Here is a 25,746-nt window from a genome sequence, read left to right on the forward strand (position 1 = left end):
CCAGAGAGGGAGCGGGGGCCACCTGCGGGTCAGCGCGACACGGGAGTGGAACCGGTGTCCGCCCGCTCGGTGTCCGTGACGGCGACCGCGTGCCCGACGCCGCGCTGCTCGGCCTCCAGGCGCTCCGCCTCCTCGCCGCTGATGGCTTCCCCGCGGGCGACGAGACCGGCCTGGTCGGAGAGCGGGATCTGCTTGAGGAACAGCGAGAGGAGCAGGGCGATCGCGATGAACGGCACGAGGTACCAGAACACCGGGGCCAGGGCGTCCGCATACGCCGTGACGATGCCCTCGCGCACCTCGTCCGGCAGCGAGCTGAGCGTCGACGGGTCGATCGTCGATGCAGCCTGGGACGCGGCGTCGGGAGAGGCGCCGGCACCCGCGAACACGCCGAGCAGGTTCTCGGTCAGCCGGGTGGTGAAGATCGTCCCGAACACCGCGGTGCCCAGAGACGCACCCACCTCCCGGAAGTAGTTGTTCGTGCTGGTCGCGGTGCCGATCTCGTTCGCGGGGACCGCGTTCTGCACCACGAGGACGACGACCTGCATGATGAGGCCGAGCCCGGCGCCGAACACGAACAGGAAGACGCAGATCAACCAGATCGGGGTCGCGGCGGAGAGCGTGGTCATGGAGACCATCGCGACGCCGGTGATGATCGTGCCGAGGATCGGGTAGATCTTGTACTTGCCCGTCTTCGAGATCGCGATGCCCGAGAAGATCGACGTTCCCATCAGGCCGACCATCATGGGGATCATCAGCAGACCCGATTCGGCTGCCGAGGTGCCCGACGACATCTGCAGGAACGTGGGCACGAAGCCGATCGCGGCGAACATCCCGATGCCGAGCACGAGACCGATCGCGGTGGCGTTGATGAAGATCGGGTTCCGGAACAGGCTGAGCGGGATGATCGGGTCCTGCGCCCGCGACTCGGTGATGACGAACGCGGTGGCCGCGACGAGGAGTCCGGCACCCCAGGCCCAGGTCGCGAGCGAGTCCCACCCGAACTCCTTGTCGCCGCCGAAGTCAGTGAAGAAGATCAGGCACGTCGTCGCGATCGACAGGAAGATGACGCCGAAGATGTCGATCGGCTTCTCGGCCTTCTTGCTCGGCAGCTTGAGCGCGACCAGGGCGATGATGAAGGCGGCGATGCCGACCGGGATGTTGATGTAGAACGCCCACTGCCACGTCAGGTGATCGACGAAGTAGCCGCCGAGCAGCGGACCGGCGACGGCGGACAGGCCGAAGACGGCGCCGAGCGGGCCCATGTACTTGCCGCGCTCGTTGGCGGGGACGATGTCGGCGATGATCGCCTGCGACAGGATCATCAGACCGCCGCCGCCGAGACCCTGCAGGGCGCGGAAGATGACGAACATCCAGAAGTCGGAGGCGAACGCGCAGCCGACCGAGGCGAGCGTGAACAGCGCGATCGCGACGAGGAACAGGTTGCGACGGCCCAGCACGTCGCCGAACTTGCCGTAGATCGGCATCACGATGGTGGTCGCGAGGAGATACGCGGTGGTGATCCAGACCTGATGGTCGACGCCGCCGAGCTGTCCGACGATGGTCGGCATGGCGGTGGAGACGATGGTCTGGTCGAGGCTGGAGAGCAGCATGCCCGCGATGAGGGCGCTGAAGATGATCCAGATGCGGCGCTTCGTGAGCAGGAAGGGCGCATCCTTCGTGGCGGTGGCGGACATTCAGTGGTCTTTCTGTGACGGTGCGTAGAGGGAGCGGGCGAGGCCGAGGCGTCGCGTGATGAGGTCGCCGAAGGGCTCGGTGGACTGGTGGTGCAGGAGCTGGTCCATGCTCATGCGGACGAGGGCGCCGACCGTGTGCACGACGACCTCGGCGCGGAGCTCGGCATCGGGCGCATCCTCGATGCGGCGCAGGATGAGGCCCACATCGCGCCGCTCGTTCTTCGCGATCTGCTCGAATGCGGCCTTGATCAGCCGCGGCTCCTGCTCGATCACCGCGAACAGGGCGGGGGCGTCGTCGACCGGGTTGAACAGCTCGAAGCGGCGGATCGTGAGCTGGATGAAGTCGTCGAGCAGGTCCCCGTGCTGCGCGGTGAAGTCCTCCTCGAGCGCCTCCTGGCGGGAGTCGATCGTCGCGAATCCGAAGACCGCGTTCTCCTTGCTCTCGAAGTAGTTGAAGAAGGTGCGGCGGGAGACGCCCACATCGGCGCACAGCTCCTCGATGGTGAATCCGGCGAAGCCCCGCTCCGTCGTCATCCGGCGGGCCGCATCCGTGAGTCCCCGGGAGGTCTCGCGCTTGCGCTGCTCTCGCAGGGAATCTGCACTGTCGCTCATGAAGTGCAATCTTGCACTCTGTTCCTTGGAGTGCACTGTGAGTGCGTGTGCACGCGGCGGAGGAATTTCTTCCGACGGATCTGTGACGTTCTTCCCTCGGCATCCGTCCTAGTGGTGTCGCTGAACTGCGGCCCGCGCTCCACACCGGAGGCGGAGACACGGATGAAGGAGCTCACAATGGCGAACGTGACTGGTGGCACCCAGCCCAAGGCTCAGATCGTCGCACCGCAGCTGGGGACCGCTGCGGGCAAGACCACGATCGAGGATGCGGTGGTGGCGAAGATCGCCGGCATCGCGGCTCGTGAGGTCGACGGTGTCTATGCGCTCGGCGGGGGCGCCGCGCGCATGGTGGGGGCGATCCGCGACGCGCTCAACACGACCGACCTCTCGCAGGGGATCAGCGTCGAGGTCGGCGAGACGCAGGTCGCGGTCGACGTGACGATCGTCGCGGAGTATCCGGTCTCGCTGCAGAAGGTGGCGGACGAGGTCCGCGCCGCGATCCACCGCGCCATGGTGGAACTGGTCGGCATGGACGTCGCCGAGGTCAACGTGACGGTCAACGATGTGCACATCCCCTCCGACGACGAGGGCGACGGCACGCAGGAGACGCGAGTCCAGTGAACACCTCGGTGATCGGTGCGGCGGTCGCGGCGGTGCTGGCGTTGACCTGGGTCGTCCTGGGCTTCTGGGCATTCCTGCTCGTGGCGCTGGCGATGTTGATCGGCGCGGTCGCCGGCCGCATCATCGATGGACGACTCGACGTCCGCGCGCTCGCCGAGGTCTTCCGAGGCCGGCGCTCCTCGTCATGAGCGGCGATCGGGGCGCCGACGCGGTGGGGGGCGACGTCGTGGGGACGACGACCTTCACCGCTCGAGCGCTGCAGAGACTGGCGGTCGGCATCGCACATGATGCCGCTCACGTCGCGGTCCGCGACGTCGGGGTGCAGCTGTCCGACGAGCGGGGCACGCTGCGGATCACCGTCACGGTTCCGGCGGCTGTCGCCACGGGAGCCGGGACGAACCTGATCGACAGCGGTGAAGAGCTCCGGCGCGGACTCATCGAGGGGATGCGGCGACTGGCGGGCCGCGAGGTCGGCACGGTGGACGTCCGGTACTCGGGCATCCACCGGAAGAGGGAGAAGAGGGTGCGATGACGAACGAACGGGTGATGTACCGACGCCTCCTGCGTCGCGAGACCCACGCGCCGCGCACGGTTCCGGCCGTGGTGGTCGCGTCGATCGGCGCCGTGCTCCTTCTCGCGCTGCTGGCGGGCGGGGTGTGGTGGCTCGTCGACGAGGCGTTCCGCACCGAGGCGATGCGCCGGATCGACGACGTCGCCGTGCTGGGGCAACAGCAGGCTCTGCCCTGGGGCGTCGGCGCCGGACTCGCGCTCGTCGCGCTGGTGCTCGTCGCCCTCGCCGTCCTCCCGGGGAGACGGGCTCGTCGTGCGCGGATGACCGATCGGACCGCGCTGCTCGTGGACGACGGGGTGCTCGCGGATTCGGTCGCGGCCTCCGTGGCCCGTCGCACCGGCGTCGATCGCGGCCGCGTGTCCGTGATCGTCGGGCGCCTTAGCGTCACGGTGCGGATCACGCCGACCAGCGGCGTCCCGGTGGATCCCGCGGCGGCGGAGTCGGCGGTGGTCGAGACCCTGGCGGGGATCGGCTTCACCGCGGAACCACGCGTCGTCATCGACACGAACGGGGTGGTCGCATGAACGCCACCAACAGGGGCATGAACCGCGTCCTGCTCTTCTGCACCGGTGCGGTCCTGCTGATCGCGGGCGCGGCGGCGCTCGCCGCGGGAGCCCTCTCGACCGGTGCGGCGCCGACCTGGCTGCGGGGGACGGCATCGGCAGCCGCCGACGTCTGGTCCTCCATCGCCGGCCTGACCTGGGAGATCACGGGCATCGGCAGCGTGTCGGTGCTGATCCTGATCGCCGTGGCGGCGCTCGTGCTCCTCACGCTCGTGCTCATCGCCTTCCTCAGCAGCCGCACGCGGGGGCGCTCGAAGACGGTCCTCGAGGTCGACACCCCGGGTGGGCGGACGGTCGTCGATCGAAGCGTCGCCGACGCGGTGCTCACCGCGGCCCTGAGCAGTCGTCCGGATGTGCTCTCCGCACGTGCCGACGCCTATCGCGTCCGGGGGACGCGCGCGCTCGAGCTCGCCGTCGTCGTGCAGCCCGGAGCCTCGCTGGGCGCGGTCGTCGCAGCGGCCGAAGGCGCGATCCGCGAGTGGGATGCGCTCCTGGGGGCGCGCATCCCGATCCTGCTGCACCTGTCCGACCGACGCTGGCGCGATGCGCTCCGGTCGACGACGAGAGTCCGCTAGACGATGCGCGGACACACGAGACGAACGCGCGGAATCCTCCGCGTGTGAACTCGGCCCCGAGAGCCGGGGCTGTGACGAAAGGAGACGCCATGGGCGCTGACGACAAGATCAAGGCCGCTGCGGAAAAGCTCGCCGGTAAGGCGAAGGAGACCGCGGGCAAGGTCGTCGGAGACGACAAGCTCGTCGCCGAGGGCAAGACCGAGCAGGCCAAGGGCGAGGTCCGGGATGCCGCGGAGAACGTCAAGGACGCTTTCAAGAAGTGACGGTGCGGGGAGGGGCTCGAACGAGTCCCTCCCCGATCCCTTTCAGGTCGGTGAGAGAGGATCCGATCCGGTGGGGCGTCCGTTCCGAATCTCTTCGGGGATCGGAACGAGGAGTGGGGGACATGGAAGAGCAACGCTTTCGAAGGGCGCTCGAGCATGCGGATGACGGCATCGTCGCCGGGCGCGCGATGGACGGGGACGTCGAGGCGTTCGCCGTCCTCGTGCGCCGGTACACGCCGATGATGCGCGCATACACGCAGCGGATGCTGAACGCCTCGGCCGACGTCGATGACATCGTGCAGGAGTCGTTCGTCACCGCCTGGCAGCGGTTCGGCGAACTCGAGGACCCGTCGAAGGTCAAGAGCTGGCTGATGCGGATCGTGAGTCGCAAGGCTGTGGACCGCATCCGCGCCATCCGCCCGGCGGTGGACATCGACTCGATCGACCGCCCGGCTCCGCTGCACGCCTCGCCGTCCGCGGTGGTCGAGGTGCGGGCGGGAGTCGCAGCCCTGGGCGCCGCGCTGCGGGAGCTCCCCGATGCGCAGCGCGAGTGCTGGGTCCTGCGGGAGATCGGCGGGTACTCGTACGACGAGATCTCCGAGGAGCTCGACATCCCGGTTTCGACCGCACGCGGACTGCTCGCACGGGCACGGAAATACATGATCGTACGGATGGAGGAGTGGCGATGACCGAAGAGGAGAACCCCGAAGTCCGCCGACTCGGCCTGGACCCGACCGATCTCGACGGGCACACGCTCGACGAGCTCACCGACTACCTCGAGGCGGGCCGGCAGCCCGCCGACCGCTCGATCGACGAGTCGCCCGGATGCCAGCTGGCACTGGACGCCCTGGAGCGGCTCCACGGGCTCGGAGCGGAGCTGATGGATGCGGAGACCGCGGCGGAGCCGGATGTCGACCAGAACTGGGTCGACCGGATCCTCAGCGGGATCGCGTTGGATGCGCGCTCCGGACGACGCATCCCCTTCGAGTCGGCCGACCCGGGGGTGGAGCTGGCGATCACCGAGGGCGCCGTCCGCGGCCTGGTGCGTGCGGCGGAGAGCGCGGTGCCGGGACTGCTCATCGGCCGCTGCCGACTCACCGGCGATGTGACGATCGCGGGGGCGCCGATCACCGTGGAGATCGACGCGAGCGCCCTCCACGGTGAGCCGATCCCGCTGATCGCCGATCGGCTGCGGGCCGAGATCGATCTCGGTCTGCGTCGGCACACCGAGCTGAACGTCGTCGCGATCGACATCGCGATCCGAGACCTGCGGGAGGTGTCCTCATGGACGGACGAGATCTGACGGACGAGGGAGCGCCGGACGACCTCGCCGCCGCGATCGAGGCGGCGGTCCGCGCCACTCCGGGCGTGCGGAACGTCTACCGTTCCGGCTCCCTGATCTCCCACCTGCTGCGGGTGGGAGCGGCGGCCATCGGGGTGCGTGCGGACGATGCTCCGATCGTCTCGGTCGTGCGGGCGGAAGACGGCGCCGCCGTGGAGGTGTCGATCGGCGTCGACGCGGACGCGAGATCGGCGGAGGTCCTGAGCGCCGTACGTGCGGCGATCGACGGGCTGTTCGCGGCGCGGGGGCTCCGGCGGACCGGCCTCACTCTCACCGTCGTGCACGTGCCGTCTCGGGAGGCGGCCTGATCCCGCGGTGAGACCGCAGCGCACCGCTCTCCGAGGAGGCGGTGCTCTGCGGTCCGGGACGGTCAGACGGCCGCGCGCAGCCCGTCGACGAGCGGGGTGGTCGGACGCCCGATCAGGCGCGAGAGGGTCCCGTCGGTGTCGGCGAGGGCACCGTCCTTGATGCCGGCGTCCAGCGCGGCGACGAATCCGGCGGTCCCCTCATCGAGTCCGGCCTCGACGAGAGCGGCCACCTGGTCGTCGAACGCGACCGGCACGTACGAGACCTCGCGTCCGGTGATCTCGGAGAACGCGGCGGCCAGGTCGCGGTAGGTCCAGGCGACGTCGCCGCCCAACTCGTAGACCTCGCCGAGGTGTCCGTCCTCGAGCGCGACGACAGCCGCGGCATCCGCGAAGTCCTTGCGACTGGCCGAGGCGACGCGGCCGTCACCGGTGCCGGCGGCGAGCACGCCGGTCTCGGCGGCGCGGGTGAGGTCGGCGGCGTAGTTCTCGGTGTACCAGTTGTTGCGCAGGATTACCGCCGGCAGCCCGGACGCGGCGATGAGCTCTTCGGTCGCCTTGTGCTCGGGGGCGAGGACGAGGTCGCTCGTGGTCGCCTTCGGGGCGCTGGTGTAGACGAGCTTCGAGACGCCGGCGGCCTTCGAGGCGTCGATGACCGCCCGGTGCTGGGCCACGCGCTGGCCGACCTCGGATCCCGAGACGAGGACGACGGTGTCGACACCCGCGACGGCGGCCGCGACGGAGGCGGGATCCGTGTAGTCGAGGTGCACGACGGGGACACCCAGGTCGGCGCCCTTGGCGGTGTCGCGAGCTCCGGCGACGATCGACTGCGGATCGGCGCCGCGCTCGATCAGGGCGGCGATGATCAGGCGGCCGAGGTTGCCGGTCGCACCGGTGACGAGAATGGTCATGAGGGTCCTTTCGTAGGTGACACCCTCGACAACCGGCCGAGGGGTCTCATGCATTCCAGTCCGCAGGTACCCACTTTGAAGTAAGGTACCCACATGACGGTTAGTTTCGCGCAGATAAAGGAATCCGTACCGTTCGCCTTCGATCAGAACTGCGGCACGCGGGTGGTGCTCGACCACATCATGAGCAAGTGGGGCGTGCTGGTGCTCTCGTGTCTGTCGGACGGCACGCGCCGCTGGGGCGAGCTGCGCCGGGAGGTCGACGGCATCAGCGAGAAGATGCTCGCCTCGACCCTGCGCACCCTCGCCGAGGACGGTCTCGTGCACCGGGAATCGCTCCCGACCGTGCCGCCGCACGTGGAGTACAGCCTCACACCGCTGGGTCGCGATCTGATGGAGCGGATGCTGCCGCTGATGGAGTGGGTCGCCGACCATGCCGACAGCATGCTCGGAAGGGCCTGAAACGACGGATTCCGTCGAACGTCACCGTGCGAAGCTGCGGATTCAATCGGTCGAAGAAACCCGTTGACGCGATAACCGTTGTGGCTCTACTGTTCTGAACATGGCTACGACGCCCATTCACCTTGAACGACCCGACGGCAAGGGACTGGCCGCAGGCACCCTGGGCCTGTGGGGATCCACCGTCATCGGTCTCGCCTCCACGGCGCCCGTGTACTCGCTGGTCGCGACGCTCGGCTTCGTCGTCATGGCCGTCGGCGCGCAGGCCCCCATCGCGTTCATCATCGCGTTCGTCCCGATGCTCCTGATCGCCTTCGCGTACCGGGAGCTCAACAACGCCGTGCCCGACTGCGGCACGACCTTCACCTGGGGGACGAAGGCGTTCGGACCGTGGGTCGGTTGGATGGGCGGATGGGGCGTGGCCGTCGCCGGCATGGTCGTGCTCGCCAACCTCGCGCAGATCGCCTCGGTCTACTTCTGGTCGCTGATCGGCCAGGACCTCGAGAACGACGACTGGCGGGTCGTCGTGGTCGCGGTCGTGTTCATCGCCGCTATGACCTGGGTGAGCTGGCGCGGGGTCGAGATCGGCGAGCGGATCCAGAACATCCTCCTCGGGATCCAGTACCTCGCCCTCGCGATCTTCGTCGTCGCCGCGCTGTGGCAGTTCTTCGCCGGCACGGCTCCGAACCCCACCCCCTTCGACTGGGAGTGGATGAACCCGTTCGCGTTCACCGACTGGTCGGGCTTCACCGAGGCCATCCTGCTCGCGCTCTTCATCTACTGGGGCTGGGACACCTGCCTCGCCCTCAACGAGGAGACGAAAGACCCGAAGCGCATCCCGGGCCGCGCCGCGCTGCTGACCACCGTGATCCTGCTGTTCACCTATGTCGCCGTGACCATCGCGGCCATGATGTACGCGGGGCTGGGGGAGAGCGGCACCGGCCTCGGCAACGAGAAGAATGCGGACGACTTCTTCCTCGCCATCAAGGACGGCCTGCTCGGCCCGTTCGGCTGGGTGCTCGTGGTGTCGGTGATCATCTCGGCGATCTCGTCGACGCAGACCACCATCCTGCCGACCGCCCGCGGCACGCTCGCGATGGGCGTCTACCGCGCCCTGCCCGCGAAGTTCAAAGAGGTGCACCCCACCTACAAGACGCCGTCGTTCTCGACGATCGTCATGGGCGTCGTCGCCTCCGTCTACTACATCGGCATGACGCTGATCAGCGACAACATCCTCCAGGACTCGATCCTGTCGCTCGGCCTGGCGATCGCGTTCTACTACGCCATCACCGGCTTCGCGTGCGTCTGGTACTTCCGCAAGGACCTGACCGCCTCGCCGCGGGAGTTCTTCTTCAAGGGACTCTTCCCGCTGCTGGGCGGGCTCATGCTGACCTGGGCCTTCATCCAGTCCGCGATCGACATGTGGGCCGTCGACTACGGCTACACGGAGCTGTTCGGCATCGGCGGCACGTTCGTGATCGGCGTCGGCTCGCTGGCGTTCGGCCTGGTGCTGATGTTCGTCTGGTACGCGTTCCCGCGGTCGAAGCGGTTCTTCCGCGGCGAGAGCCTGAACCGCGACACCGAGGTGATGGTGCCCGACGAGCCGAACGTGACGATCCGGTCGATCGACGGCGGCATCTGACGATGCCGGTCTCCACGGCCGACCTGTACGACGAACTCGAAGAGGCCATCCAGTCGCTGTCGCTGCCGTTGCGCTCATTCGGGGCGCGGTCGGCGTTCGACGGTCCGATCCGCACGGTGCGCTGCTTCGAGGACAACGCGCTGGTGAAGGCGGTGCTGGCGACGCCCGGCGACGGTGCCGTGCTCGTCGTCGACGGCGGCGGCTCGCTGGAGCGCGCGCTCATGGGCGACCTGATCGCCGCCTCGGCGGTGGCGAACGGCTGGGCGGGAGTCGTGATCCACGGGGCGATCCGCGACCGTGTCGCGATCGACGGGCTCGACCTCGGCGTCAAGGCCCTCGGAACCAACCCCCGCAAGAGCGTGAAGCTCGGCGCGGGAGAGGTCGACGCGATCCTCGAGTTCGGAGGAGTGGTGTTCCGGCCCGGCGCACGTCTCTACAGCGATGAGGACGGCATCCTCGTCGAGCGCTGAGGGTCGCCGGGGCGCGGCGGCGAGGTGTCCTAGGCTTGCTCCGTGCGCATCCGGCTCGACATCGCCTACGACGGCACCCACTTCCGCGGGTGGGCGAAGCAGCCGACGCTCCGCACGGTGCAGGGCACGCTGGAGGCCGCTCTCGCCCGGATCGTCGGCTCCGACGTGCAGTTCGTGGTGGCCGGCCGCACCGACGCCGGCGTGCACGCGAGCGGCCAGGTCGCACACGTCGATCTCGACGAGAGGCAGTGGGCGCGCATCGAGGCCCGGCAGGGGCGTACGCCGCAGGACCCGGTCGAGGCCATCGCCGGGCGCATGCGCGGCGTGCTCGGGGCCTACTCCGACGTGACGGTCACCCGCTCGTCGATCGCGCCCGAAGGGTTCGACGCCCGGTTCTCCGCGGTGTGGCGCCGCTACCGGTACCGTCTCGCCGACGGGCAGACCGGATTCGACCCGCTGCGTCGCCACGACACGACCACCGTCCGCGGGCGCCTCGACGAGCGGGCGATGGATGCCGCCGCCCGAACCCTCATCGGGCTGCACGACTTCGCGGCGTACTGCAAGCCTCGTGACGAGGCGACGACGATCCGCACCCTGCTCGACTACCGCTGGGATCGCGACGCCGAGGGTGTGCTCGTCGCGGAGGTCAAGGCCGACGCGTTCTGCCACAGCATGGTGCGCGCGCTGGTCGGCGCCTGTGTCGCGGTGGGGGAGGGACGCCTCGATGTGGACGACCTCGTGGTGCTGCGCGATGCGCTGACCCGGACGAGCGAGTTCAAGGTGCTGGCGGCCCGCGGACTGATCCTCACCGAGGTCGGGTATCCGGCCGACGAGCTGCTCTCCGCCCGGGCGGAGCAGACGCGGGCACGACGCGACGGCACCAGCGGCGGCGACTGACCGCGTCAGGGTCCTCTTCCCTGCACCGCTCTTCCCGACACCCTCTGCCTTCGATGGGGAGTTGTCCCCATCGAAGGACGCGCATCCGGCGTTCTATTGTGGGGGAGGTCGACGCGACGGGGGAGGACACGATGGCCGGCGAAGGTGTGAAGATCCCGCTGACATCCATGGCGGAGCTCAGCGATGCTCTGGCGGCGATCATCGCCGAGTACTCGGACGCCGCAGGGCGCACCGCGGAACTCGAGGGTGCGATCGGTTCGCCGCAGGGCGACAGCAGCCTTCGGGGCGCGGCCTCGGCGTTCGAGGCGGAGTGGGACGACAAGCGCGAGACGCAGCGCCGCCACCTCGAGGAGATGAAGAAGCGCATCGACGACACCCGTCAGGCATGGGAAGACGTCGACCGAGAGCTGACGAAGATGATGGAGCCGAAGGCATGACGGAGAACTCCTACCTCTTCGCCCGGGACCAGATGCCCCGCACGCCCGGGTCCCGCGAGGTGATCAAGATCGTCGGCGATCCCTCGACCATCACGCGCCGGGGCACCGACATCGTCGAGCTCGGCGACATGATGAGTCGTGCCGCACGCACGCTCGAACTCTTCGCGAACGGCACCATCGGCAAGGGCGAGTCCTTCGATTCCGTACGCGATCAGGCGTCGGAGGTGCACGGGGATCTCGCGACCGCGGCCAAGCGCTACGGGCCGAGCGGCGATGCGCTGGTCGCCTACGCGTCGGCGCTGTCGACGGTGCAGGCCGCCACGGACGCCCTCGTGGATCAGGCCGCGGCTGCATGGTCCGAGGTGAACGAGGCCTCGCACGCTCTCGGGCAGGCCTCGAGCGCGCAGAGCACCTACGATTTCGAGGCGAACCACGACCAGGACCCCGCGGGCGACCGCCCGTCGACCGCGGCGCAGCAGCAGGCGTTCGATACCCGCGTCGGCGACTTCCAGTCCTACCTGAATCAGTACGACGCGCCCGTCGAGGTGTGGGAGAGCGCCTACGACACCGCGCTGCAGAAGCTCGAGAAGACCACGGCCGACGGCATCAGCGACGGCTTCTGGGACAACGCGATGCCGTTCATCGAGGGGCTGCTGAAGGTGCTCACCGTGGTGTGCGTGATCCTCATCATCGCGGCGTTCGTCCTGACGGGGCCGCTGGCCGCCATCGCGGCCGCCCTCGCCGTCGTCGTGGGCGTCGTCTCGCTCCTGGGAGAGCTCGCGCGTCTGCACACCGGGCGCGGCAGCTGGGGCGAGGTCGCCCTCGCGGCGATCGGCGTCTTCCCGTTCGGAAAGCTCGCGAAGCTGGGCAACCTCGCGGACTTCGCGGCCGTCGGATCGAAGTTCCCGCGCCTCACCGGCAGCATCCGTCTGATCGGCTCCGAGTTCAGCGACGCCCGGGCGGGCTTCAAGGCCTTGGACGGACTCCTCGAGCAGAAGCTCAACCTGCGTCTGTTCGACTACGGGCTCAACACCCGCAACATGCTCCGCGGCCTCTACGGTCCGAGCCTGGCATGGGAGGCGAAGGCGTTCACGGGCAGCCTCGGCAACGGGTGGCGGGCGCTGGCCGGCTTCGCGCCGGGGTCGATGCCGCAGACGCTCGGCCAAGCCTTCGCCGGCTCTGCGCAGGCGTACGCCCAGGGCCTCGTCGGCCTCATGGGCATCAAGAGCATCGCGGGCTGGGGCGGCGTGGGCTAGTAGGCTCAGGCCCCGTGCCCGGACGATCGAGGAAGCAACACCATGTCACTTCGCGCTGAGCTGATCGCGCCCACCGAACTCATTCCCGGATTCGCGATCCTCCTTCCCGAGGGGTGGGGTTCGTTCGACGGTGATCAGGGAGCCTTGCGCGGACGGCTGACGGAAGCGCTGGCCGCACTCACACCGGCGCAGCGCCCACTGCTGGCCCCACGGCTCGAGGAGCTGGTCACGACCGCCGCAGAGAACGCCGAGTCCGGAAAGGTGATCCGCACCTTCGCGCAGCAGTCCACACCCGCCGACGCCTTCCTGCCGCTCTCGCTCGTGGCCTCGCGGCTGGAGGCTCCGGTCGGCAGCACGATCGCCGCGCTCGGCGCGCAGCTCATCGCCGCCAACGGTGCCGCACCCCTCGACGAGACCGGGACGATCCTCCGCTGGAGCACGACGTCGCAGACCCGGGTGGATGATGCGGCGATCGCCATCGAGACCGTCAACTACCTGCTCCCGGTGCCGGAGCGCCCCACCCGAGGGCTGCTCTTCCAGGCGGGCATCCTGCGCGGAGCCGACGGTGCGGCCGTGGATGAAGACGGCATCACCGCGATGAGCGCTCTCTGCGACGCGATCGTGTCGACCGTGCGTTGGCGACGCGATGCCTGAGCTCTCCGTCTCACCCGATCCGTCGGTCTGGTCGCTCGTCCCGCAACGCGACGACGCCCCCGCGTGGATCCACGCGCTCACCCGGGACCTGCCGGATGCGCAGAAGGTCCAGGTCGCCGGGGCCGCAGAGCTGGCGCTGCAGACGCGGGAAGCGGTCGGAGAAGGGATGGTGCTGCTGCTCAGCGAACCCACGTCCGGGCTCGCTGCCGCACTCACTCTCCTCGTCACGGCCGCGCCCGCCGTCACCGACGTCGCCCGCGCGACCGAGCTCGCGCTCGCGGTCTCGCCGTCGGCCTGGACGCCGGCGGTCGCGCCGTTCGAACTCAACGACATGCCGGGCTGGCGGGTGAGCGTGCTCGGCACCCGGTCCGGGGTCGAGGACGCCGCCGACCCCGTCACCCTCCTCGACGAGGCGCGGGTCACCTATGTGTTCGCCCTCTCGGACAGGCTGTCCATCGCGCAGCTGTCCCCTCTCGCCCCCGCAGCCGCCGCCGTGGCGATGGCGCTCACCGAGCAGATGCTCCCGACGCTGGAAGTGACCGACCGTGACTGACCGCACGCCCGACGACCTCAACGCCATCGCCCTCGTCCGCCAGGACCTCGGCGCCCAGTCCCCCCGGGACGCGAGCGCGGCCCGGATCGATGACACGGTGCTGCGGATCCATGGGCTGAAGGAACTCGGCAGCAGCCTCTGGGCGGAGGCGTCGAAGGTGAGCGATCGCGCGAAGGCGGCTGTCACCGCACGCGTCAAAGCCGAATACGGCGTGCGGAGCCCCCGGAACGGCCTCATCCCGACCCTGGTGCTGATCCTCACGTTCGCGGGCGCGATCCCGATCGGATTCCTCAACGCGATACGCCTCGGCTCGGCGGGCGGCGAGATCATCGCCGCCGTGCTCACCGCGGGAATCGGCATCGCCCAGCTGGTCCTGTCGCTCAGCACCGGGATCCGCCCGGTCGCCCGACCCACGGTCTTCCAGTCCCGGATCTCGGTCGTCGTGCTGCTGGTGTCGGTCGTGATCGGCTTCGTCCTCACCGACGGCGTACCCCGCATCCTCTTCATCGTCGGCGCCCTCGGCACCCTGTGCGCCGCGATCATCTACACGATGGGACGGGCACGCGACCCCGAGGCCACCGAGCGGATCGACGACGCGGAGCGTCGGGCGCGCATCGAAGTGACCCGTGACGTCGATGCCGAGCGGCGACGCATGCGGGCAGAGCTCGAGAGCGCGCTGGCAGGACGTGATGACCTCGACACGATGCGGCGCACGCGCTCGCTCGCGATCGCGGCCTTCCGGGAGGAGGGCGGGAAGGCGGAAGACGCCGATCCGACGGCTCTCCCCGGCGAGTACATCATCCGCGACAACACGAATCGGTGGCTGCCGCTGACCGAGCAGGGGCTCTGGCCGCCGTCCGGTCGATGACCCCGCGACGACGAAGAGGGCCGACCGTGATGGTCGACCCTCTTCGTGAAAGCGTGCGGCGTGTCAGCTGCCGGCGAGCTGCTGGTCCAGGTCCTGGATCGCGCGCATCATGCCGAGCAGCGACTCGGACATGTCGTTGATGCCGTCGACCGCGGTCTTCAGACCCGTCGTCAGCTCCGTGTAGCCCTCACCGAACTTCCCCGACGCGTGCTGCGTCTTGAAGTCCTCACCCAGCAGGGTGTCCACCTGACCCTTCAGCGTGTCCAGCTGACCCTGAATGTCATCACGAGCCTGCGACAGCGACGACGCCACCTGCTCCATCTCTGCATAAGACGCACCGAAATCGGCCATCGTCCACACCTCCGGAAATCGAGAGAACCGGACCCCTCCGGCCCGAATACACCCCACACTACGGAACCCCACCCCACACCGTCGATGGGGACAACTCCCCATCGAGCGGAGAACGGCCCTCGCGAGAGCTCCGCCCGATCGGTCAGAGCTTCCCTCGGCTGTTCTTCCGCTGCGCCAGGAGTCGGGGCGTTCGCGTCAGCGCCGGACGAAGGCCGAACGGATCCGCACCCACAGCGGGTCGGCCTCGGAAAGACCGGAGACGAGATGCATCACGCCGCCGATCTGGCCGATCCCGGCCACCAGGGCGATCAGGCCGACGACGGCCGACGCCGCCGTCATCGAGGTGACCTGCTCGTTCAGATCGCGGACGAACAGCGCGATGCCGCCGACGGCGATCAGCAGCGCGAGGGCCGCGGAGACGAGGCGCACGAAGACCCGCGGCTCGAAATTCACCGTGCGCGCCCCGAGCCACCCGCCCGCGCGGCGCTGCCGGCCTCCTGTCGTGTACGGCACGCGGAGCCACCACGACGCGGCGGACAGGAGCCGTCGCCCGCTCCACCACAGCGCGACCAGGAGACCAGCGCCGGCGAGCCCGACGATCGCCGCGACCACGATCACCACCAGATCGACCGCAGCCGGCGACCCCCCGAGCATCCGCACGGCTTCGATCATTCCCGCCACGACGAAGGCGCCGCCGATCGCCAGCACGAAGCCGAGCAGGCCGAGGCCCCATCGCGACCAGCGCTCGAAGTCGGAGCGCAGCGCGGCGGCGGCGCGATCCGCGTCCAGGGGCCGGGCGTCCGGCGTGCGGGCCGCATCGATGAAGGGACGCGACTCGGGTCGGATCAGCGCAAATGCCATGGACTCAGGTTATTCGCCGTCCAGGGGCGCCTCGAACCGTGCGCCCTCGGGGAGCTGCGGTTCGACGCCCTCGGGCAGGTACTGCGTCATCGAGAGCGCGAAGGCGGTCAGCACCGCGAGCTCCTGACGCTGTTCGGCATCCGAGCACATCCCCATGATGAGCACCGTGCCGGCATCGTCGGGGAGCCGGATCTCGCCGACGGTCATGACCGCATCGACGCCGCCCTGCGACAGGGCCCCGCTCGAGACCGTGCCGACCCGACCGTCCGGCGAGGTGAACGTCTCGGCGGTGCTGTCCTCGCCGAACCGTCCCAGCGGGAGGAGCCGATGCAGTGCCACGGAGTCCGCCACCTCGTCGGCTGTCGTGGCCACGACGTGCGTGCAGAGGAACGACACGGCCGGACGTTCGCCGAGGACGATCGAGACCCCGGCGAAGTCGAACGGGACGTCGGAGAACGTGCGCACCCCGGCGTGGAAACCCTCGGTGATCGCCGCGCGCGCCTCGTCGGGGAGCCAGCCCTCGCCGCTCTCCAGATAGCGTTCGATCCACTCGTCCGGCGACCGGTCGCCGAGGGCGCGGAACTCGATCCAGCCCTGCGGCATCCGCTGCCACACCCGATGCCGGGTCTGCGATGCGGCGGTCACAGCTCGTCGTCCGTCTTCGGGCCTTCGCCGCGGATCGTGTTCGAGGCCCGCTCGGCGAGGTTCTGCCAGGGACCGCCGAGGCTCTCGACGAAGCTCTGACCGTTGTCGTGCGCATCCTTCGCGGACGACATCATCCAGTAGGTGTTCGCCACCATGTTGCTCATGTTGATGTTGAGAGTGACGGCCAGCGTTCCCGCGGCGGTGCCACCACCGGCGAGTGCCGGCGTCATGCGCTGGATCGAGGGGATCAGCACCGCACCACCCGGGCCGATCAGCGACTTCGCGGCGGCACCGAGCGCGCCACCCGCGAGCAGTCCGAGCGCACCGACCGCGAAGTCCGTCCAGGACCCCCGGCCGGTGAGTGCCTGGAGGCCGTCGATGGCGACGAGGGCGATCGACATGATCAGAGCGACCGTGCCGAGGACGGGGAAGAAGATCGAGAGGATCGCGATGATCGGGAGCGCCGCCCGGAGGATGTCCTCCAGGATCGGCACGACGTTGTCCATGAGCCACTCGCCGGCGTCCGCCAGCCAGTTGCCCGCTCCTTCGAGGAAGTTGGAGAACGCGTTGCCCTTGTAGGCGCTGAGCGTCTCGCTCGCGCCGACCAGCTGCTCCGCGGCGACGGCCGCATCCGAGTCGACCTCGCTCTTGAGCCGGTGGGCCGCGGCGATGACGTCGTCGAGGTCGCCCTGTGCGGTCGCGAGCGCGGTCGTCGCCGCCGAGAGCGCATCCGGGTCGGCGTCGTCGGCGTCGGCCGCATCGGCGGCCTTCGACTTCGCGGTGGCCTTGCTGTTGACCGTCGCGGCGGCAGCGGCCGCCTGCTCCTCGAGGGCGCGCGCCCGCGTCTGGTAGCCGGAGAGCTGAGTGGCCCAGGTGCCGAGGGCGTCCCGGGAGGTGCGCAGCGCCGATCCCGTGTCGATCAGGTGGGGGCGGAAGTCCTCACTCATCGCCGAGCGGAAGGCGACGGCCGCCTCACCGGTCCAGGCGGCGTCATCGTCGCCGTTGAGCATCGCCAGCGCGTCTTCGACGCTGTCACAGCCGGACGAGAGCCCGGTGACGAACTCCTCGAGCTGCCCGACGTCGCCGGGTGCCGGGTCGAAACCCAGAGCGGGGAAGGCGCTCACGATGCTCCCCCTTCCGGTTCCATGCTCGCGGCGAGCTCGGAGTCGAGTCCGCGGAACGCCTCGAGGATGCCCTGCAGCCCCTTGCCGGCGTCTTCCGCGTAACGCCCGAGCTTGTCGAGACCGCCGCCCCAGGAGTCGTGCAGATCGTCGAGACGCCGACGCAGCTCCTCCTGCGGCACCGCGGCACCGGAGACGGAACCGAGTCCGCTCGTCGCCGCGTCCAGAGACGAGCGCATGTTCGCGTACGCGGTCCGGCTCGCCTCCATGGCGGCGTAGTCGATACTCACATCAGGCATGGTTCCCCCCTCAGTCGGGTCGAGAGGGACGACGGCTCTCGGCCGTCGTCCCTCTCGATACTGCGTGTCAGCTGCCGGCGAGCTGCTGGTCCAGGTCCTGGATCGCGCGCATCATGCCGAGCAGCGACTCGGACATGTCGTTGATGCCGTCGACCGCGGTCTTCAGACCCGTCGTCAGCTCCGTGTAGCCCTCACCGAACTTCCCCGACGCGTGCTGCGTCTTGAAGTCCTCACCCAGCAGGGTGTCCACCTGACCCTTCAGCGTGTCCAGCTGACCCTGAATGTCATCACGAGCCTGCGACAGCGACGACGCCACCTGCTCCATCTCTGCATAAGACGCACCGAAATCGGCCATCGTCCACACCTCCGGAAATCGAGAGAACCGGACCCCTCCGGCCCGAATACACCCCACACTACGGAACCCCACCCCACACCGTCGATGGGGACAACTCCCCATCGAGCGTCGACCGATGACGGGTGCGGTGTCGGCGTCGCGAACGTGCCCAGGACACGCCGTCGACGGGCCGCGCGAAGCCCACGCACAGCGGCCGGGAGTAGCGTGGGGACGATCATGAAGGTCATCTCGTACAACCTCCAGAAGCACCGGGCGGCCGGCGAACTCGCGGCCCTGGTGCGCGAACACGACCCCGACATCCTGTGCCTGCAGGAGTGCGACGTGCCGGAGCTCCCGCGCGAGATCGGCGATCTCGCGCTCGCGGATGCGACGCAGGGCAACCGCCTGGGACTCGCGCTCTTCTACCGGTCGAGCACCTATCACCTGCAGGCGTTCCGTGCGCTCGGACTGAAGAAGTCGCTGCACGACCGCATCGCGAAGCCGGCCCACGAGCGCGTGCTGGGCGCCCGGCTGCGCGACATCGACGACGGACAGGACTTCATCGTCGCGTCGTTCCACGCCGCACCGCTGACCGCGCTGAACTCGCTGCGACGCCACCAGATCCGCGCCGCGCTCACGGAGCTCGCGACCCTCGGGGAGGGCCTGCCGCAGCTGATGGTCGGCGACTACAACTACCCGGTGTTCAAGGAGAATCTCGGTCAGGCCGTGCGCGATCACGGGTATGCGCTCTCGCTCAGCGACGACCACACCTACACGCGCTACCGCGTGTTCCGCGGGCACTACGATTTCGCGACGTCGACCGGGTTCGAGATCGAGCGCATCACGACCCTGCCGCAGGGAGCGAGCGACCACCGTCCGATCCTCGTGACGGTCAAGCCCGACTGAGCCGGCGGTTTGGGCATACGGCTCCCGGTGGCGTATGATCTCCCTTTGGTGCCTTTCTCTGTCCGCAGAGGAGGGGCATCGTCCGAACGTGAGCCCTCCACTGGCGTGTTCCGATTCTCGACCGGCTCGATGAGCTGGAGATGAAGAACCACCCCGGAGTGGGATTCACGAACTCCTCCGTTCGACACAAGAAAGCAGCACTATCGTGACGCGCACTTACACCCCCAAGGCTGGCGAAGTCCAGCGCGACTGGGTCGTCATCGACGCCACCGACGTCGTTCTCGGCCGTCTGGCTTCGCACGCCGCTACGCTCCTGCGTGGCAAGCACAAGCCGACCTTCGCCAACCACATCGACTCGGGTGACTTCGTCATCATCGTGAACGCAGAGAAGGTCGCGCTCACCGGTCAGAAGCTCCAGAAGAAGCTGGCCTACCGCCACTCCGGTTACCCGGGCGGCCTGAAGTCGGTCACCTACGCCGAGCTCCTCGAGAAGAACCCGGTCCGCGCTGTGGAGAAGGCCATCCGTGGCATGCTCCCCAAGAACAGCCTCGGCCGCCAGCAGCTGTCCAAGCTCAAGGTGTACGTCGGTGCCGAGCACCCGCACGCCGCTCAGCAGCCCCAGCCGTACACCCTCGACCAGGTCGCCCAGTAAGCGCCGTAAGACTTAAGGACATACTCGTGGCTGACATCCAGGACACCACCGAAACCCCCCAGAACTTCTCGACGTCGACTCCCGAGACCGACGTGGTCGAGGCGGCTCCCCGCCCCGTCCTCAGCGTCCCGGGTGCCGCTGTCGGCCGTCGCAAGCAGGCCATCGCCCGCGTGCGCATCGTCCCCGGCTCGGGCACGATCACGGTCAACGGCCGCACGATCGAGGACTACTTCCCGAACAAGCTGCACCAGCAGCTGATCAACGACCCGTTCACGGTGCTCAACCTCGCCGGCGCGTACGACGTCATCGCACGCATCTCCGGTGGTGGCCCCTCGGGTCAGGCCGGTGCACTGCGCCTCGGCATCGCTCGTTCGCTGAACGGCATCGACGAGGAGAACAACCGTCCGACCCTGAAGAAGGCCGGCTTCCTCTCGCGCGACGCTCGCGTCAAGGAGCGCAAGAAGGCTGGACTCAAGAAGGCCCGTAAGGCGCCTCAGTACTCGAAGCGTTAAGGTCAACTGCTCCGATGCCGATCTTTGGCACGGACGGTGTGCGAGGACTCGCCAATGGCGTCCTCACCGCCGACCTGGCGCTCACCCTGGCCCAGGCGACTGCTGTCGTCCTGGGCCAGGGCCGTACTGCGGAGGCTCGCAAGGCCGAAGGCAAGCGACTCACCGCAGTGGTCGCCCGGGACCCTCGGGTCTCCGGACACTTCATCGCCGCGGCCGTCGCCGCTGGTCTCGCCTCCTCCGGAGTCGACGTGCTCGAGGCGGGGGTCATCCCGACGCCCGCGCTCGCGTTCCTCGTCGCCGACCGTGACGCCGACTTCGGCGTGATGATCTCGGCGTCGCACAACGCCGCACCCGACAACGGGATCAAGATCTTCGCGCGCGGGGGTCGCAAGCTCCCCGACGTGGTCGAGCAGCGCATCGAAGAGGCCCTGCATGGCGACATGCTGCGCCCCACCGGTGCCGGCGTCGGCCGCATCGACCGGTTCTCCGACGCCGAGGACCGCTACGTGGTGCACCTGCTCGGTTCGCTGCCGAACCGTCTCGACGGCATCCACGTGGTCCTCGACTGCGCGCACGGCGCGGCATCCGGCGTGTCCCCGGAGACGTTCCGCGACGCGGGCGCCGAGGTCACCGTCATCGGTGCCGACCCCGACGGCTGGAACATCAACGACGGAGTGGGCTCCACCCACCTCGACAACCTCGCCGAGGCCGTCGTGCGTCTGGGCGCCGACATCGGCATCGCTCACGACGGCGACGCCGACCGCTGCCTGGCCGTCGACGCCGAGGGCAAGGTCATCGACGGCGACCAGATCATGGCGATCCTCGCGGTGTCGATGAAGGAGCGCGGTCATCTGACCGACGACACCCTCGTCGCCACCGTGATGAGCAACCTCGGTCTGCACGTCGCGATGCGCGAGCACGGCATCACCGTGCGGCAGACCGCCGTCGGCGACCGTTACGTGCTCGAGGACATGAACGAGGGCGGCTACGCGCTCGGTGGTGAGCAGTCCGGTCACGTCATCATGAGCGAGTACGCCACCACGGGTGACGGCATCCTCACCGGCCTCCACCTGGTGGCCGAGATGGCGCGGCAGAAGAAGACGATCGCCGAGCTCGCCTCGGTGATGACGGTCTATCCGCAGGTGCTGATCAACGTCCGCGACGTCGACAAGGATCGCGTATCCGACGACGAGGTCGTGCAGCAGGCCGTCCGCGACGTCGAGGCCGAACTCGGCGACAGCGGCCGCGTGCTGCTGCGCAAGTCCGGCACGGAGCCGCTGGTGCGGGTCATGGTCGAGGCCGCCGACGCGGAGTCGGTGCACGCCTACGCCGGTCGTCTCGCGGAGGTCGTCCAGGAGCGCCTGGCCCTCTGACGGTCGCAGGAACTCGAAACCGGCCGGTCGCTGATCTCAGCGGCCGGCCGGTTCTCCGTCTGCGGACGACGCCGGAGACGAGTCGTCAGGGGGCCGCGCAGATCCGGTATCCGCCGCTTTCGACGAGCGTCTCGGTCGTGCACGGCACGGTGGTGAGCCGGGGCACGTCGGCCATGGCCGGGGCGTCGAAGAGGCCGAGGTGCGCACCGGTCAGCACGATCGGAGCGACCGCGTATCCCCAGGGATCCGCCGCCAGCCACTCGACGTCGTTCTCGACGACCCAGTCCGTGAGCGGCTCGACGGCGACGCGCTGGCTCTGCAGGGTGGTGTGGGGTCCGTACGTCGACACCACGTGGCCCACGGCACCGGCGGCGATGACGGCGGCCAGCGCGGAGGCGGCGGTGATGCCGATGACACGCACTCCGCTGCGCCGCGGCAGGGCGGCGACGGCCCACAGGGCGACGGCGGCGATGACGGGGAAGAACGCCAGGATGCCGGGTGCAGGGTGCCGCACCCACAGCGGCAGGCGGGAGGCGGTCGCCCACCAGCCCACGAAGGCGAGCGCACCCACGAGCGCCGCGAGGGCGTACGCGATGACCAGGCGGTCCGCCGCGCTCGCGTCACGCCAGCGGAGCACGATGCCGGTGATCGCGAGAGCGAGGGCGATGACCGCTCCGATCACCGCGACGACAGCGGGCAGCGACCACGAGTCGGCCAGGGTGCCGAGCTTCTGCAGCACCGTGGTCGCGGCGTCGCCCTGACCGCCGCTGAGGACGAAGCGTGCGAGGTCGCGCAGGTGCTGCACATAGCCGGAGAGCCCGAGCGACAGCAGCGCGCCCAGCTCGAGGAGCAGCGTCGGAACGGCGACCAGCAGGAGGGGGAGGCAGGACCGGCGGAGGGTGTCGCGCACGCGTGCCCAGCCGCTGCCGTCGGAGAGCACCCAGAGAGCGATGGCGAACGCCGGCAGGGCGAGGGCCGCGATGAGCTTCGCCTGGATCGCGAACCCGACGAGGAGCCCGGCCAGCCATGCGCGACGGGGGAGGAGGATGAGCGCCCACACGATGAGCGCGGCCGCGGGGATCTCACCCAGCAGGTCGGCGGGACCCTGGATGGGGGACACCCCGGCGTCGGCCGTGAAGGCGAGCGGGACGGCGACCGCGAGGAGCGCGGCCCAGCGTCCGGCGATGCGCCGACCGAGCACCGCGAGTCCGGCGAGCAGCGCGACCCAGAAGGCCAAGGGGACGAGCCGGGCCGCCAGCACCGGGTCCATGCCGGTGGCGAGCAGCGCGGCGACCGGCAGGAGCACGACCGGGCCGGTGGAGATGCGCGGGTCGAAGGGCGTGATGGTGGAGCCGGAGAGCGCGCCGTCACTGGAGTATCCGAGCCCGGCGAGGAGGTTGCGCGGGACGGTGAGGTTGAACGCCTCGTCCTCCCAGAAGCGCCACACCACGAGGCTGTGCCACGCGACGATGACGTGCCCGATCAGCAGGGCCGCCGCGGCCGCCCAGAACAGGATCGTGCGGGTGCGTGTCATCGCGTGACGGGCTCCGGTCGGCGGATGTTGCGCAGCGGTGCGGCGGGCCGCAGGGAGAGCGTCCAGGCCTCGACCAGGGCGACGCGCACGAACCGGCGCAGACGCTTCGGGGGCAGTGTCACGGCGTTGCCGCGTCCCCACATCGTGCCCGTGCTCGACTCGCCTCGTCGCGGGATGCTGGCGACGCGCAGGTAGCGGACCGTGAAGCCGGCCCGCGCCTCGGCGAGGGAGAAGTGCACGTGCGGCACCGACGCATCGGCCGGGGTCGCGTCGACGAGCACGCGCAGCGCGGCGGGACGGTAGGCACGCAGAGGAGTGTTCACGTCGGGGATCCGGCGCCCCGCAGCGACCGCGATGAGCAGGCCGACCGCGCCCGTGAGCACCTTGCGGTACCAGGGGTCGGTGCGACCGTCGCGCACGCCGTGCACGACGTCGGCGTCCGCCTGCAGGAGCGCGGCGATCAGACGCGGGAAGTCGCTGCCGTGGAACTGGCCGTCGCCGTCGACGTGGACGAGCACCTCGGGGTCGACGGCGAGGCCCGCGCGGTAGGCCGCGAGAGCCGTCGGACCATGGCCGCGGTTGAGCGGCTGCACCTCGACGGTCACATCCGACACGTCGTCGAACACCGTGGCCGTGGCATCCGTCGAGCGATCGTCGGCGATGTGGAAGCTGACGCGGTCGGCCAGCGGAGACACCTGGTCCCGGACCTCGTCGATGAAGCCGCGGATGCCCTCGACCTCGTTGAAGGCGGGCATCACGACGGCGAGGTGGCGGAGAGTCACGGGGTCCTTGAGGTGGCGGGGCGCGGGGAGATCAGCAAGTAGCCTAGTTGAGCCATGAACCCTCCCTCTCGACTGCGCCGCCTCGCCGGCGTGGGCAGCCGCTTCCTCGTCGTCGGCGCCCTGAGCACCCTCATCGAGGTCGGGGTCTTCAACCTTCTGGTCTACGTGTGGGGATGGGACGTCGTCGCGGCGAAGATCGTCGCCTCGCTGGTCGCGCTCGTGAACGCCTACATCGGGAACCGGGAGTGGACCTTCCGTCACCGTGACCGTCGCGGACGCGTGTCCGAGATGGTGCTGTTCCTCGTGACGAACGCCGTCTGCACCGCGATCGGCGCGGCTCTCGTCTGGGTCGGCGTCGAGCTCGTGACCGTCATGCTCGACCGGCAGCCGGGCGCGGTCGCCGTCAACATCGTCAACCTGACGAGCATCGTGATCGTCGTGCTGCTGCGATTCGTGCTCTATCACGGCATCGTCTTCCGGGTGTCGCCCACCAAGTAGCGGGGCGTGAACGGACGGGTCAGGCCCGTACCTTCACGCGCTTCCTGGCGCTCTTCGGCTTCTTCGCGCTCTTCGTCCGCTTCTGGTGGGTCGAGGAGTCGCCGTCGGCGTCGTGGGTCGACCCGTAGGTGTAGGCGCCGTAGCCGTAGCTGTCGGGGCCCTTCGTCGGGAGCATCGTGACGACCACTCCGAGCATCGGCACGCCGGCGTTCTCGAGAGCGCGGAGCGCACCCGAGAGCTCCTGCTTCTTCGTCTTGCCGGAGGCGGCGGCGAGGATGACTCCGCGGGTCTTGCCGCCCACCACGGCGGCATCCGTCACCAGCAGCAGCGGCGGCGCGTCGATGAGGACGTAGTCGAAGTAGTCGCCGAGCGACTTCAGGACCTGATCCATCGCGGCGGAGCCCAGCAGCTCGCTCGGGTTCGGCGGCACCTGGCCGCTGGGAAGCACGTCTTCATCTCCATCCTCTCCAGCGTCACCTCGCTGGGGTCGGCGGTGAAGCTGCGCACGATCGGGCTGTCGAGCGCGTTCTGGCTGCTCCTCACCAACGCGATCGCCATCGTGCTCACGCTCGCCGTCGCCCTGAGCGTCGGCCTCGGACAGGGCGTGCAGCTGGAACTCAGCGAGGGCAGCGGCGACACGCTGACCGGATTGATCAAGCCGCTCGACGAGGTGCTGCTGGGCCTGTTCCCGTCGAACATCGCCGGCGACTTCGTCTCGAACAACATCACCGGCATCATCCTGTTCGCCCTGCTCTTCGCCGTCGCCTACCTGGTCGCCAACCGGACGGACGACCCGAACCTGCGCTCGTTCAAGAGCGTGATCGACGGCACCAAGAAGGTCATCATGACCGCGGTGGGCTTCATCATCGAGCTCACCCCGTACGCGGTCCTCGCCCTCGTCGCCACGACGACGGCCACCGCCGTCACGCGCATCGAGACCGTGCTCGCGACGGCACCTACGCGTTCCTGCTCGGTGGTCCGAGCGATCCGACCACCGTCGCGACGGCGGCGGAGATCGACCGGGTCGCGCAGCAGTACGGCGTCGACGCGATCTACACGTTCGACCCACTCCTGGACGGCGCCTCCGTCGACATCCGGACCTTCGTCACGGGAGTCGCCGGTGAGGCCGCGGGCGCCCTCTACACGCGCCTCGTCGACGGGTACCTGAACAAGGACACCACCCCCGAG

36 protein-coding genes are annotated in these 25,746 nt (G+C 69.3%); 24 read left to right on the forward strand and 12 right to left on the reverse strand.

Going from position 1 to position 25,746, the window contains the following annotated elements:
* Positions 1 to 29 precede the first annotated feature (29 nt).
* Both MME74_RS04345 and MME74_RS04350 read right to left on the reverse strand, forming a co-directional pair.
* Complete coding sequence (locus MME74_RS04345; RefSeq protein ID WP_267417488.1) at positions 30 to 1,694, reverse strand: MDR family MFS transporter; 1,665 nt, start codon at positions 1,692 to 1,694, stop codon at positions 30 to 32.
* Positions 1,695 to 2,306 carry a TetR/AcrR family transcriptional regulator gene (locus MME74_RS04350; protein WP_267417489.1) on the reverse strand — a complete coding sequence of 204 codons (612 nt, stop codon included), beginning with the start codon at positions 2,304 to 2,306 and terminating at the stop codon, positions 1,695 to 1,697. It abuts the gene before it with no gap.
* Positions 2,307 to 2,483: 177 nt separating this feature from the next.
* On the opposite strand from MME74_RS04350, the gene MME74_RS04355 reads away from it, so the two are divergent.
* From MME74_RS04355 to MME74_RS04395, 9 genes are all read left to right on the forward strand, one after another.
* Complete coding sequence (locus MME74_RS04355) at positions 2,484 to 2,927, forward strand: Asp23/Gls24 family envelope stress response protein (RefSeq protein ID WP_267417490.1); 444 nt, start codon at positions 2,484 to 2,486, stop codon at positions 2,925 to 2,927.
* Entirely contained in the window at positions 2,924 to 3,115 is a 192-nt protein-coding gene (locus tag MME74_RS04360) for a DUF2273 domain-containing protein (RefSeq protein ID WP_267417491.1), read from the forward strand. The genes MME74_RS04355 and MME74_RS04360 overlap by 4 nt, the downstream gene beginning before the upstream one ends.
* The gene (locus MME74_RS04365; RefSeq protein WP_267417492.1) at positions 3,112 to 3,459 is read left to right on the forward strand and encodes a hypothetical protein; all 348 of its coding nucleotides are present in this window, start codon (positions 3,112 to 3,114) and stop codon (positions 3,457 to 3,459) included. The genes MME74_RS04360 and MME74_RS04365 overlap by 4 nt, the downstream gene beginning before the upstream one ends.
* Entirely contained in the window at positions 3,456 to 4,022 is a 567-nt protein-coding gene (locus tag MME74_RS04370; protein ID WP_267417493.1) for a hypothetical protein, read from the forward strand. The genes MME74_RS04365 and MME74_RS04370 overlap by 4 nt, the downstream gene beginning before the upstream one ends.
* Complete coding sequence (locus MME74_RS04375; protein ID WP_267417494.1) at positions 4,019 to 4,636, forward strand: hypothetical protein; 618 nt, start codon at positions 4,019 to 4,021, stop codon at positions 4,634 to 4,636. The genes MME74_RS04370 and MME74_RS04375 overlap by 4 nt, the downstream gene beginning before the upstream one ends.
* Before the next feature lie 89 nt (positions 4,637 to 4,725).
* Positions 4,726 to 4,899 carry a CsbD family protein gene (locus MME74_RS04380; RefSeq protein ID WP_267417495.1) on the forward strand — a complete coding sequence of 58 codons (174 nt, stop codon included), beginning with the start codon at positions 4,726 to 4,728 and terminating at the stop codon, positions 4,897 to 4,899.
* 122 nt (positions 4,900 to 5,021) lie between these two features.
* The gene (locus MME74_RS04385; RefSeq protein WP_267417496.1) at positions 5,022 to 5,588 is read left to right on the forward strand and encodes an RNA polymerase sigma factor; all 567 of its coding nucleotides are present in this window, start codon (positions 5,022 to 5,024) and stop codon (positions 5,586 to 5,588) included.
* Positions 5,585 to 6,202 (forward strand): hypothetical protein, encoded by a 618-nt coding sequence (locus tag MME74_RS04390; RefSeq protein ID WP_267417497.1) that lies wholly within the window; start codon positions 5,585 to 5,587, stop codon positions 6,200 to 6,202. Before MME74_RS04385 ends, MME74_RS04390 begins: the two co-directional genes overlap by 4 nt.
* Positions 6,184 to 6,549 (forward strand): hypothetical protein, encoded by a 366-nt coding sequence (locus MME74_RS04395; protein WP_267417499.1) that lies wholly within the window; start codon positions 6,184 to 6,186, stop codon positions 6,547 to 6,549. Before MME74_RS04390 ends, MME74_RS04395 begins: the two co-directional genes overlap by 19 nt.
* 62 nt (positions 6,550 to 6,611) lie before the next feature.
* On the opposite strand, the gene MME74_RS04400 is transcribed toward MME74_RS04395, so the two are convergent.
* Positions 6,612 to 7,457 (reverse strand): SDR family oxidoreductase, encoded by an 846-nt coding sequence (locus MME74_RS04400; protein ID WP_267417501.1) that lies wholly within the window; start codon positions 7,455 to 7,457, stop codon positions 6,612 to 6,614.
* A 93-nt stretch (positions 7,458 to 7,550) separates the two neighbouring features.
* Between MME74_RS04400 and MME74_RS04405 the strand changes: the two genes are divergently transcribed.
* From MME74_RS04405 to MME74_RS04445, 9 genes are all read left to right on the forward strand, one after another.
* The gene (locus tag MME74_RS04405) at positions 7,551 to 7,916 is read left to right on the forward strand and encodes a winged helix-turn-helix transcriptional regulator (RefSeq protein ID WP_267417502.1); all 366 of its coding nucleotides are present in this window, start codon (positions 7,551 to 7,553) and stop codon (positions 7,914 to 7,916) included.
* A 100-nt stretch (positions 7,917 to 8,016) separates the two neighbouring features.
* The gene (locus MME74_RS04410) at positions 8,017 to 9,555 is read left to right on the forward strand and encodes an APC family permease (protein ID WP_267417503.1); all 1,539 of its coding nucleotides are present in this window, start codon (positions 8,017 to 8,019) and stop codon (positions 9,553 to 9,555) included.
* A gap of 2 nt (positions 9,556 to 9,557) precedes the next feature.
* Positions 9,558 to 10,025: a ribonuclease E activity regulator RraA gene (rraA, locus tag MME74_RS04415; RefSeq protein WP_267417504.1), complete on the forward strand. Its 468-nt coding sequence runs from the start codon at positions 9,558 to 9,560 to the stop codon at positions 10,023 to 10,025.
* A 42-nt stretch (positions 10,026 to 10,067) separates the two neighbouring features.
* Complete coding sequence (truA, locus tag MME74_RS04420; RefSeq protein ID WP_267417505.1) at positions 10,068 to 10,922, forward strand: tRNA pseudouridine(38-40) synthase TruA; 855 nt, start codon at positions 10,068 to 10,070, stop codon at positions 10,920 to 10,922.
* A 131-nt stretch (positions 10,923 to 11,053) separates the two neighbouring features.
* On the forward strand, positions 11,054 to 11,359 hold the full coding sequence (locus tag MME74_RS04425; protein ID WP_267417506.1) for a hypothetical protein: 306 nt from the start codon (positions 11,054 to 11,056) through the stop codon (positions 11,357 to 11,359).
* On the forward strand, positions 11,356 to 12,615 hold the full coding sequence (locus MME74_RS04430) for a hypothetical protein (protein ID WP_267417507.1): 1,260 nt from the start codon (positions 11,356 to 11,358) through the stop codon (positions 12,613 to 12,615). Before MME74_RS04425 ends, MME74_RS04430 begins: the two co-directional genes overlap by 4 nt.
* Before the next feature lie 42 nt (positions 12,616 to 12,657).
* Positions 12,658 to 13,269, forward strand: a complete 612-nt coding sequence (locus MME74_RS04435; RefSeq protein WP_267417508.1) for a hypothetical protein — start codon at positions 12,658 to 12,660, stop codon at positions 13,267 to 13,269.
* Positions 13,262 to 13,822, forward strand: coding sequence for a hypothetical protein (locus MME74_RS04440; protein WP_267417509.1), 561 nt, complete (start codon positions 13,262 to 13,264; stop codon positions 13,820 to 13,822). Before MME74_RS04435 ends, MME74_RS04440 begins: the two co-directional genes overlap by 8 nt.
* Positions 13,815 to 14,690 (forward strand): hypothetical protein, encoded by an 876-nt coding sequence (locus MME74_RS04445; protein ID WP_267417510.1) that lies wholly within the window; start codon positions 13,815 to 13,817, stop codon positions 14,688 to 14,690. Before MME74_RS04440 ends, MME74_RS04445 begins: the two co-directional genes overlap by 8 nt.
* A 63-nt stretch (positions 14,691 to 14,753) precedes the next feature.
* Here the strand turns inward: MME74_RS04445 and MME74_RS04450 are convergent, their stop codons facing one another.
* The 6 genes from MME74_RS04450 to MME74_RS04475 all read right to left on the reverse strand — a co-directional run bounded on the left by MME74_RS04450 (position 14,754) and on the right by MME74_RS04475 (position 18,322).
* Entirely contained in the window at positions 14,754 to 15,041 is a 288-nt protein-coding gene (locus tag MME74_RS04450; RefSeq protein WP_028501988.1) for a WXG100 family type VII secretion target, read from the reverse strand.
* Positions 15,042 to 15,236: 195 nt separating this feature from the next.
* The gene (locus MME74_RS04455) at positions 15,237 to 15,902 is read right to left on the reverse strand and encodes a hypothetical protein (RefSeq protein ID WP_267417511.1); all 666 of its coding nucleotides are present in this window, start codon (positions 15,900 to 15,902) and stop codon (positions 15,237 to 15,239) included.
* 9 nt (positions 15,903 to 15,911) lie between these two features.
* Entirely contained in the window at positions 15,912 to 16,547 is a 636-nt protein-coding gene (locus tag MME74_RS04460) for a hypothetical protein (protein WP_267417512.1), read from the reverse strand.
* A complete protein-coding gene (locus tag MME74_RS04465) occupies positions 16,544 to 17,671 on the reverse strand; it encodes a hypothetical protein (RefSeq protein WP_267417513.1) in 1,128 nt (375 codons plus the stop codon). The genes MME74_RS04460 and MME74_RS04465 overlap by 4 nt, the downstream gene beginning before the upstream one ends.
* Positions 17,668 to 17,967, reverse strand: a complete 300-nt coding sequence (locus MME74_RS04470) for a hypothetical protein (RefSeq protein WP_267417514.1) — start codon at positions 17,965 to 17,967, stop codon at positions 17,668 to 17,670. The genes MME74_RS04465 and MME74_RS04470 overlap by 4 nt, the downstream gene beginning before the upstream one ends.
* 67 nt (positions 17,968 to 18,034) lie before the next feature.
* A complete protein-coding gene (locus MME74_RS04475; RefSeq protein WP_028501988.1) occupies positions 18,035 to 18,322 on the reverse strand; it encodes a WXG100 family type VII secretion target in 288 nt (95 codons plus the stop codon).
* 216 nt (positions 18,323 to 18,538) lie between these two features.
* Between MME74_RS04475 and MME74_RS04480 the strand changes: the two genes are divergently transcribed.
* From MME74_RS04480 to glmM, 4 genes are all read left to right on the forward strand, one after another.
* Complete coding sequence (locus tag MME74_RS04480) at positions 18,539 to 19,207, forward strand: endonuclease/exonuclease/phosphatase family protein (RefSeq protein WP_267417515.1); 669 nt, start codon at positions 18,539 to 18,541, stop codon at positions 19,205 to 19,207.
* Between the two features lie 205 nt (positions 19,208 to 19,412).
* The gene (gene rplM / locus MME74_RS04485; protein ID WP_102194388.1) at positions 19,413 to 19,859 is read left to right on the forward strand and encodes a 50S ribosomal protein L13; all 447 of its coding nucleotides are present in this window, start codon (positions 19,413 to 19,415) and stop codon (positions 19,857 to 19,859) included.
* A gap of 26 nt (positions 19,860 to 19,885) precedes the next feature.
* The gene (gene rpsI, locus MME74_RS04490) at positions 19,886 to 20,371 is read left to right on the forward strand and encodes a 30S ribosomal protein S9 (protein ID WP_017828210.1); all 486 of its coding nucleotides are present in this window, start codon (positions 19,886 to 19,888) and stop codon (positions 20,369 to 20,371) included.
* A 14-nt stretch (positions 20,372 to 20,385) separates the two neighbouring features.
* A complete protein-coding gene (glmM, locus tag MME74_RS04495; protein ID WP_267417518.1) occupies positions 20,386 to 21,744 on the forward strand; it encodes a phosphoglucosamine mutase in 1,359 nt (452 codons plus the stop codon).
* A gap of 85 nt (positions 21,745 to 21,829) precedes the next feature.
* Here the strand turns inward: glmM and MME74_RS04500 are convergent, their stop codons facing one another.
* Together MME74_RS04500 and MME74_RS04505 are read right to left on the reverse strand one after the other, a co-directional pair.
* Entirely contained in the window at positions 21,830 to 23,278 is a 1,449-nt protein-coding gene (locus MME74_RS04500; protein WP_267417519.1) for a hypothetical protein, read from the reverse strand.
* Positions 23,275 to 24,060, reverse strand: coding sequence for a glycosyltransferase family 2 protein (locus MME74_RS04505; protein ID WP_267417520.1), 786 nt, complete (start codon positions 24,058 to 24,060; stop codon positions 23,275 to 23,277). The genes MME74_RS04500 and MME74_RS04505 overlap by 4 nt, the downstream gene beginning before the upstream one ends.
* A 54-nt stretch (positions 24,061 to 24,114) precedes the next feature.
* On the opposite strand from MME74_RS04505, the gene MME74_RS04510 reads away from it, so the two are divergent.
* Positions 24,115 to 24,558, forward strand: coding sequence for a GtrA family protein (locus MME74_RS04510; RefSeq protein ID WP_267417521.1), 444 nt, complete (start codon positions 24,115 to 24,117; stop codon positions 24,556 to 24,558).
* A 19-nt stretch (positions 24,559 to 24,577) separates the two neighbouring features.
* Here the strand turns inward: MME74_RS04510 and MME74_RS04515 are convergent, their stop codons facing one another.
* A complete protein-coding gene (locus MME74_RS04515; protein WP_267417522.1) occupies positions 24,578 to 25,006 on the reverse strand; it encodes a tyrosine-protein kinase family protein in 429 nt (142 codons plus the stop codon).
* A gap of 12 nt (positions 25,007 to 25,018) precedes the next feature.
* Here MME74_RS04515 and MME74_RS04520 point away from each other — a divergent pair, with 12 nt between their 5' ends.
* Positions 25,019 to 25,726, forward strand: coding sequence for a cation:dicarboxylate symporter family transporter (locus MME74_RS04520; RefSeq protein WP_416383338.1), 708 nt, complete (start codon positions 25,019 to 25,021; stop codon positions 25,724 to 25,726).
* The last annotated feature ends 20 nt before the right edge of the window (positions 25,727 to 25,746 follow it).

The sequence above is a fragment of the Microbacterium oxydans genome (assembly GCF_026559675.1).
In the GTDB taxonomy this organism is placed as follows: Bacteria; Actinomycetota; Actinomycetes; order Actinomycetales; family Microbacteriaceae; genus Microbacterium; species Microbacterium oxydans_D.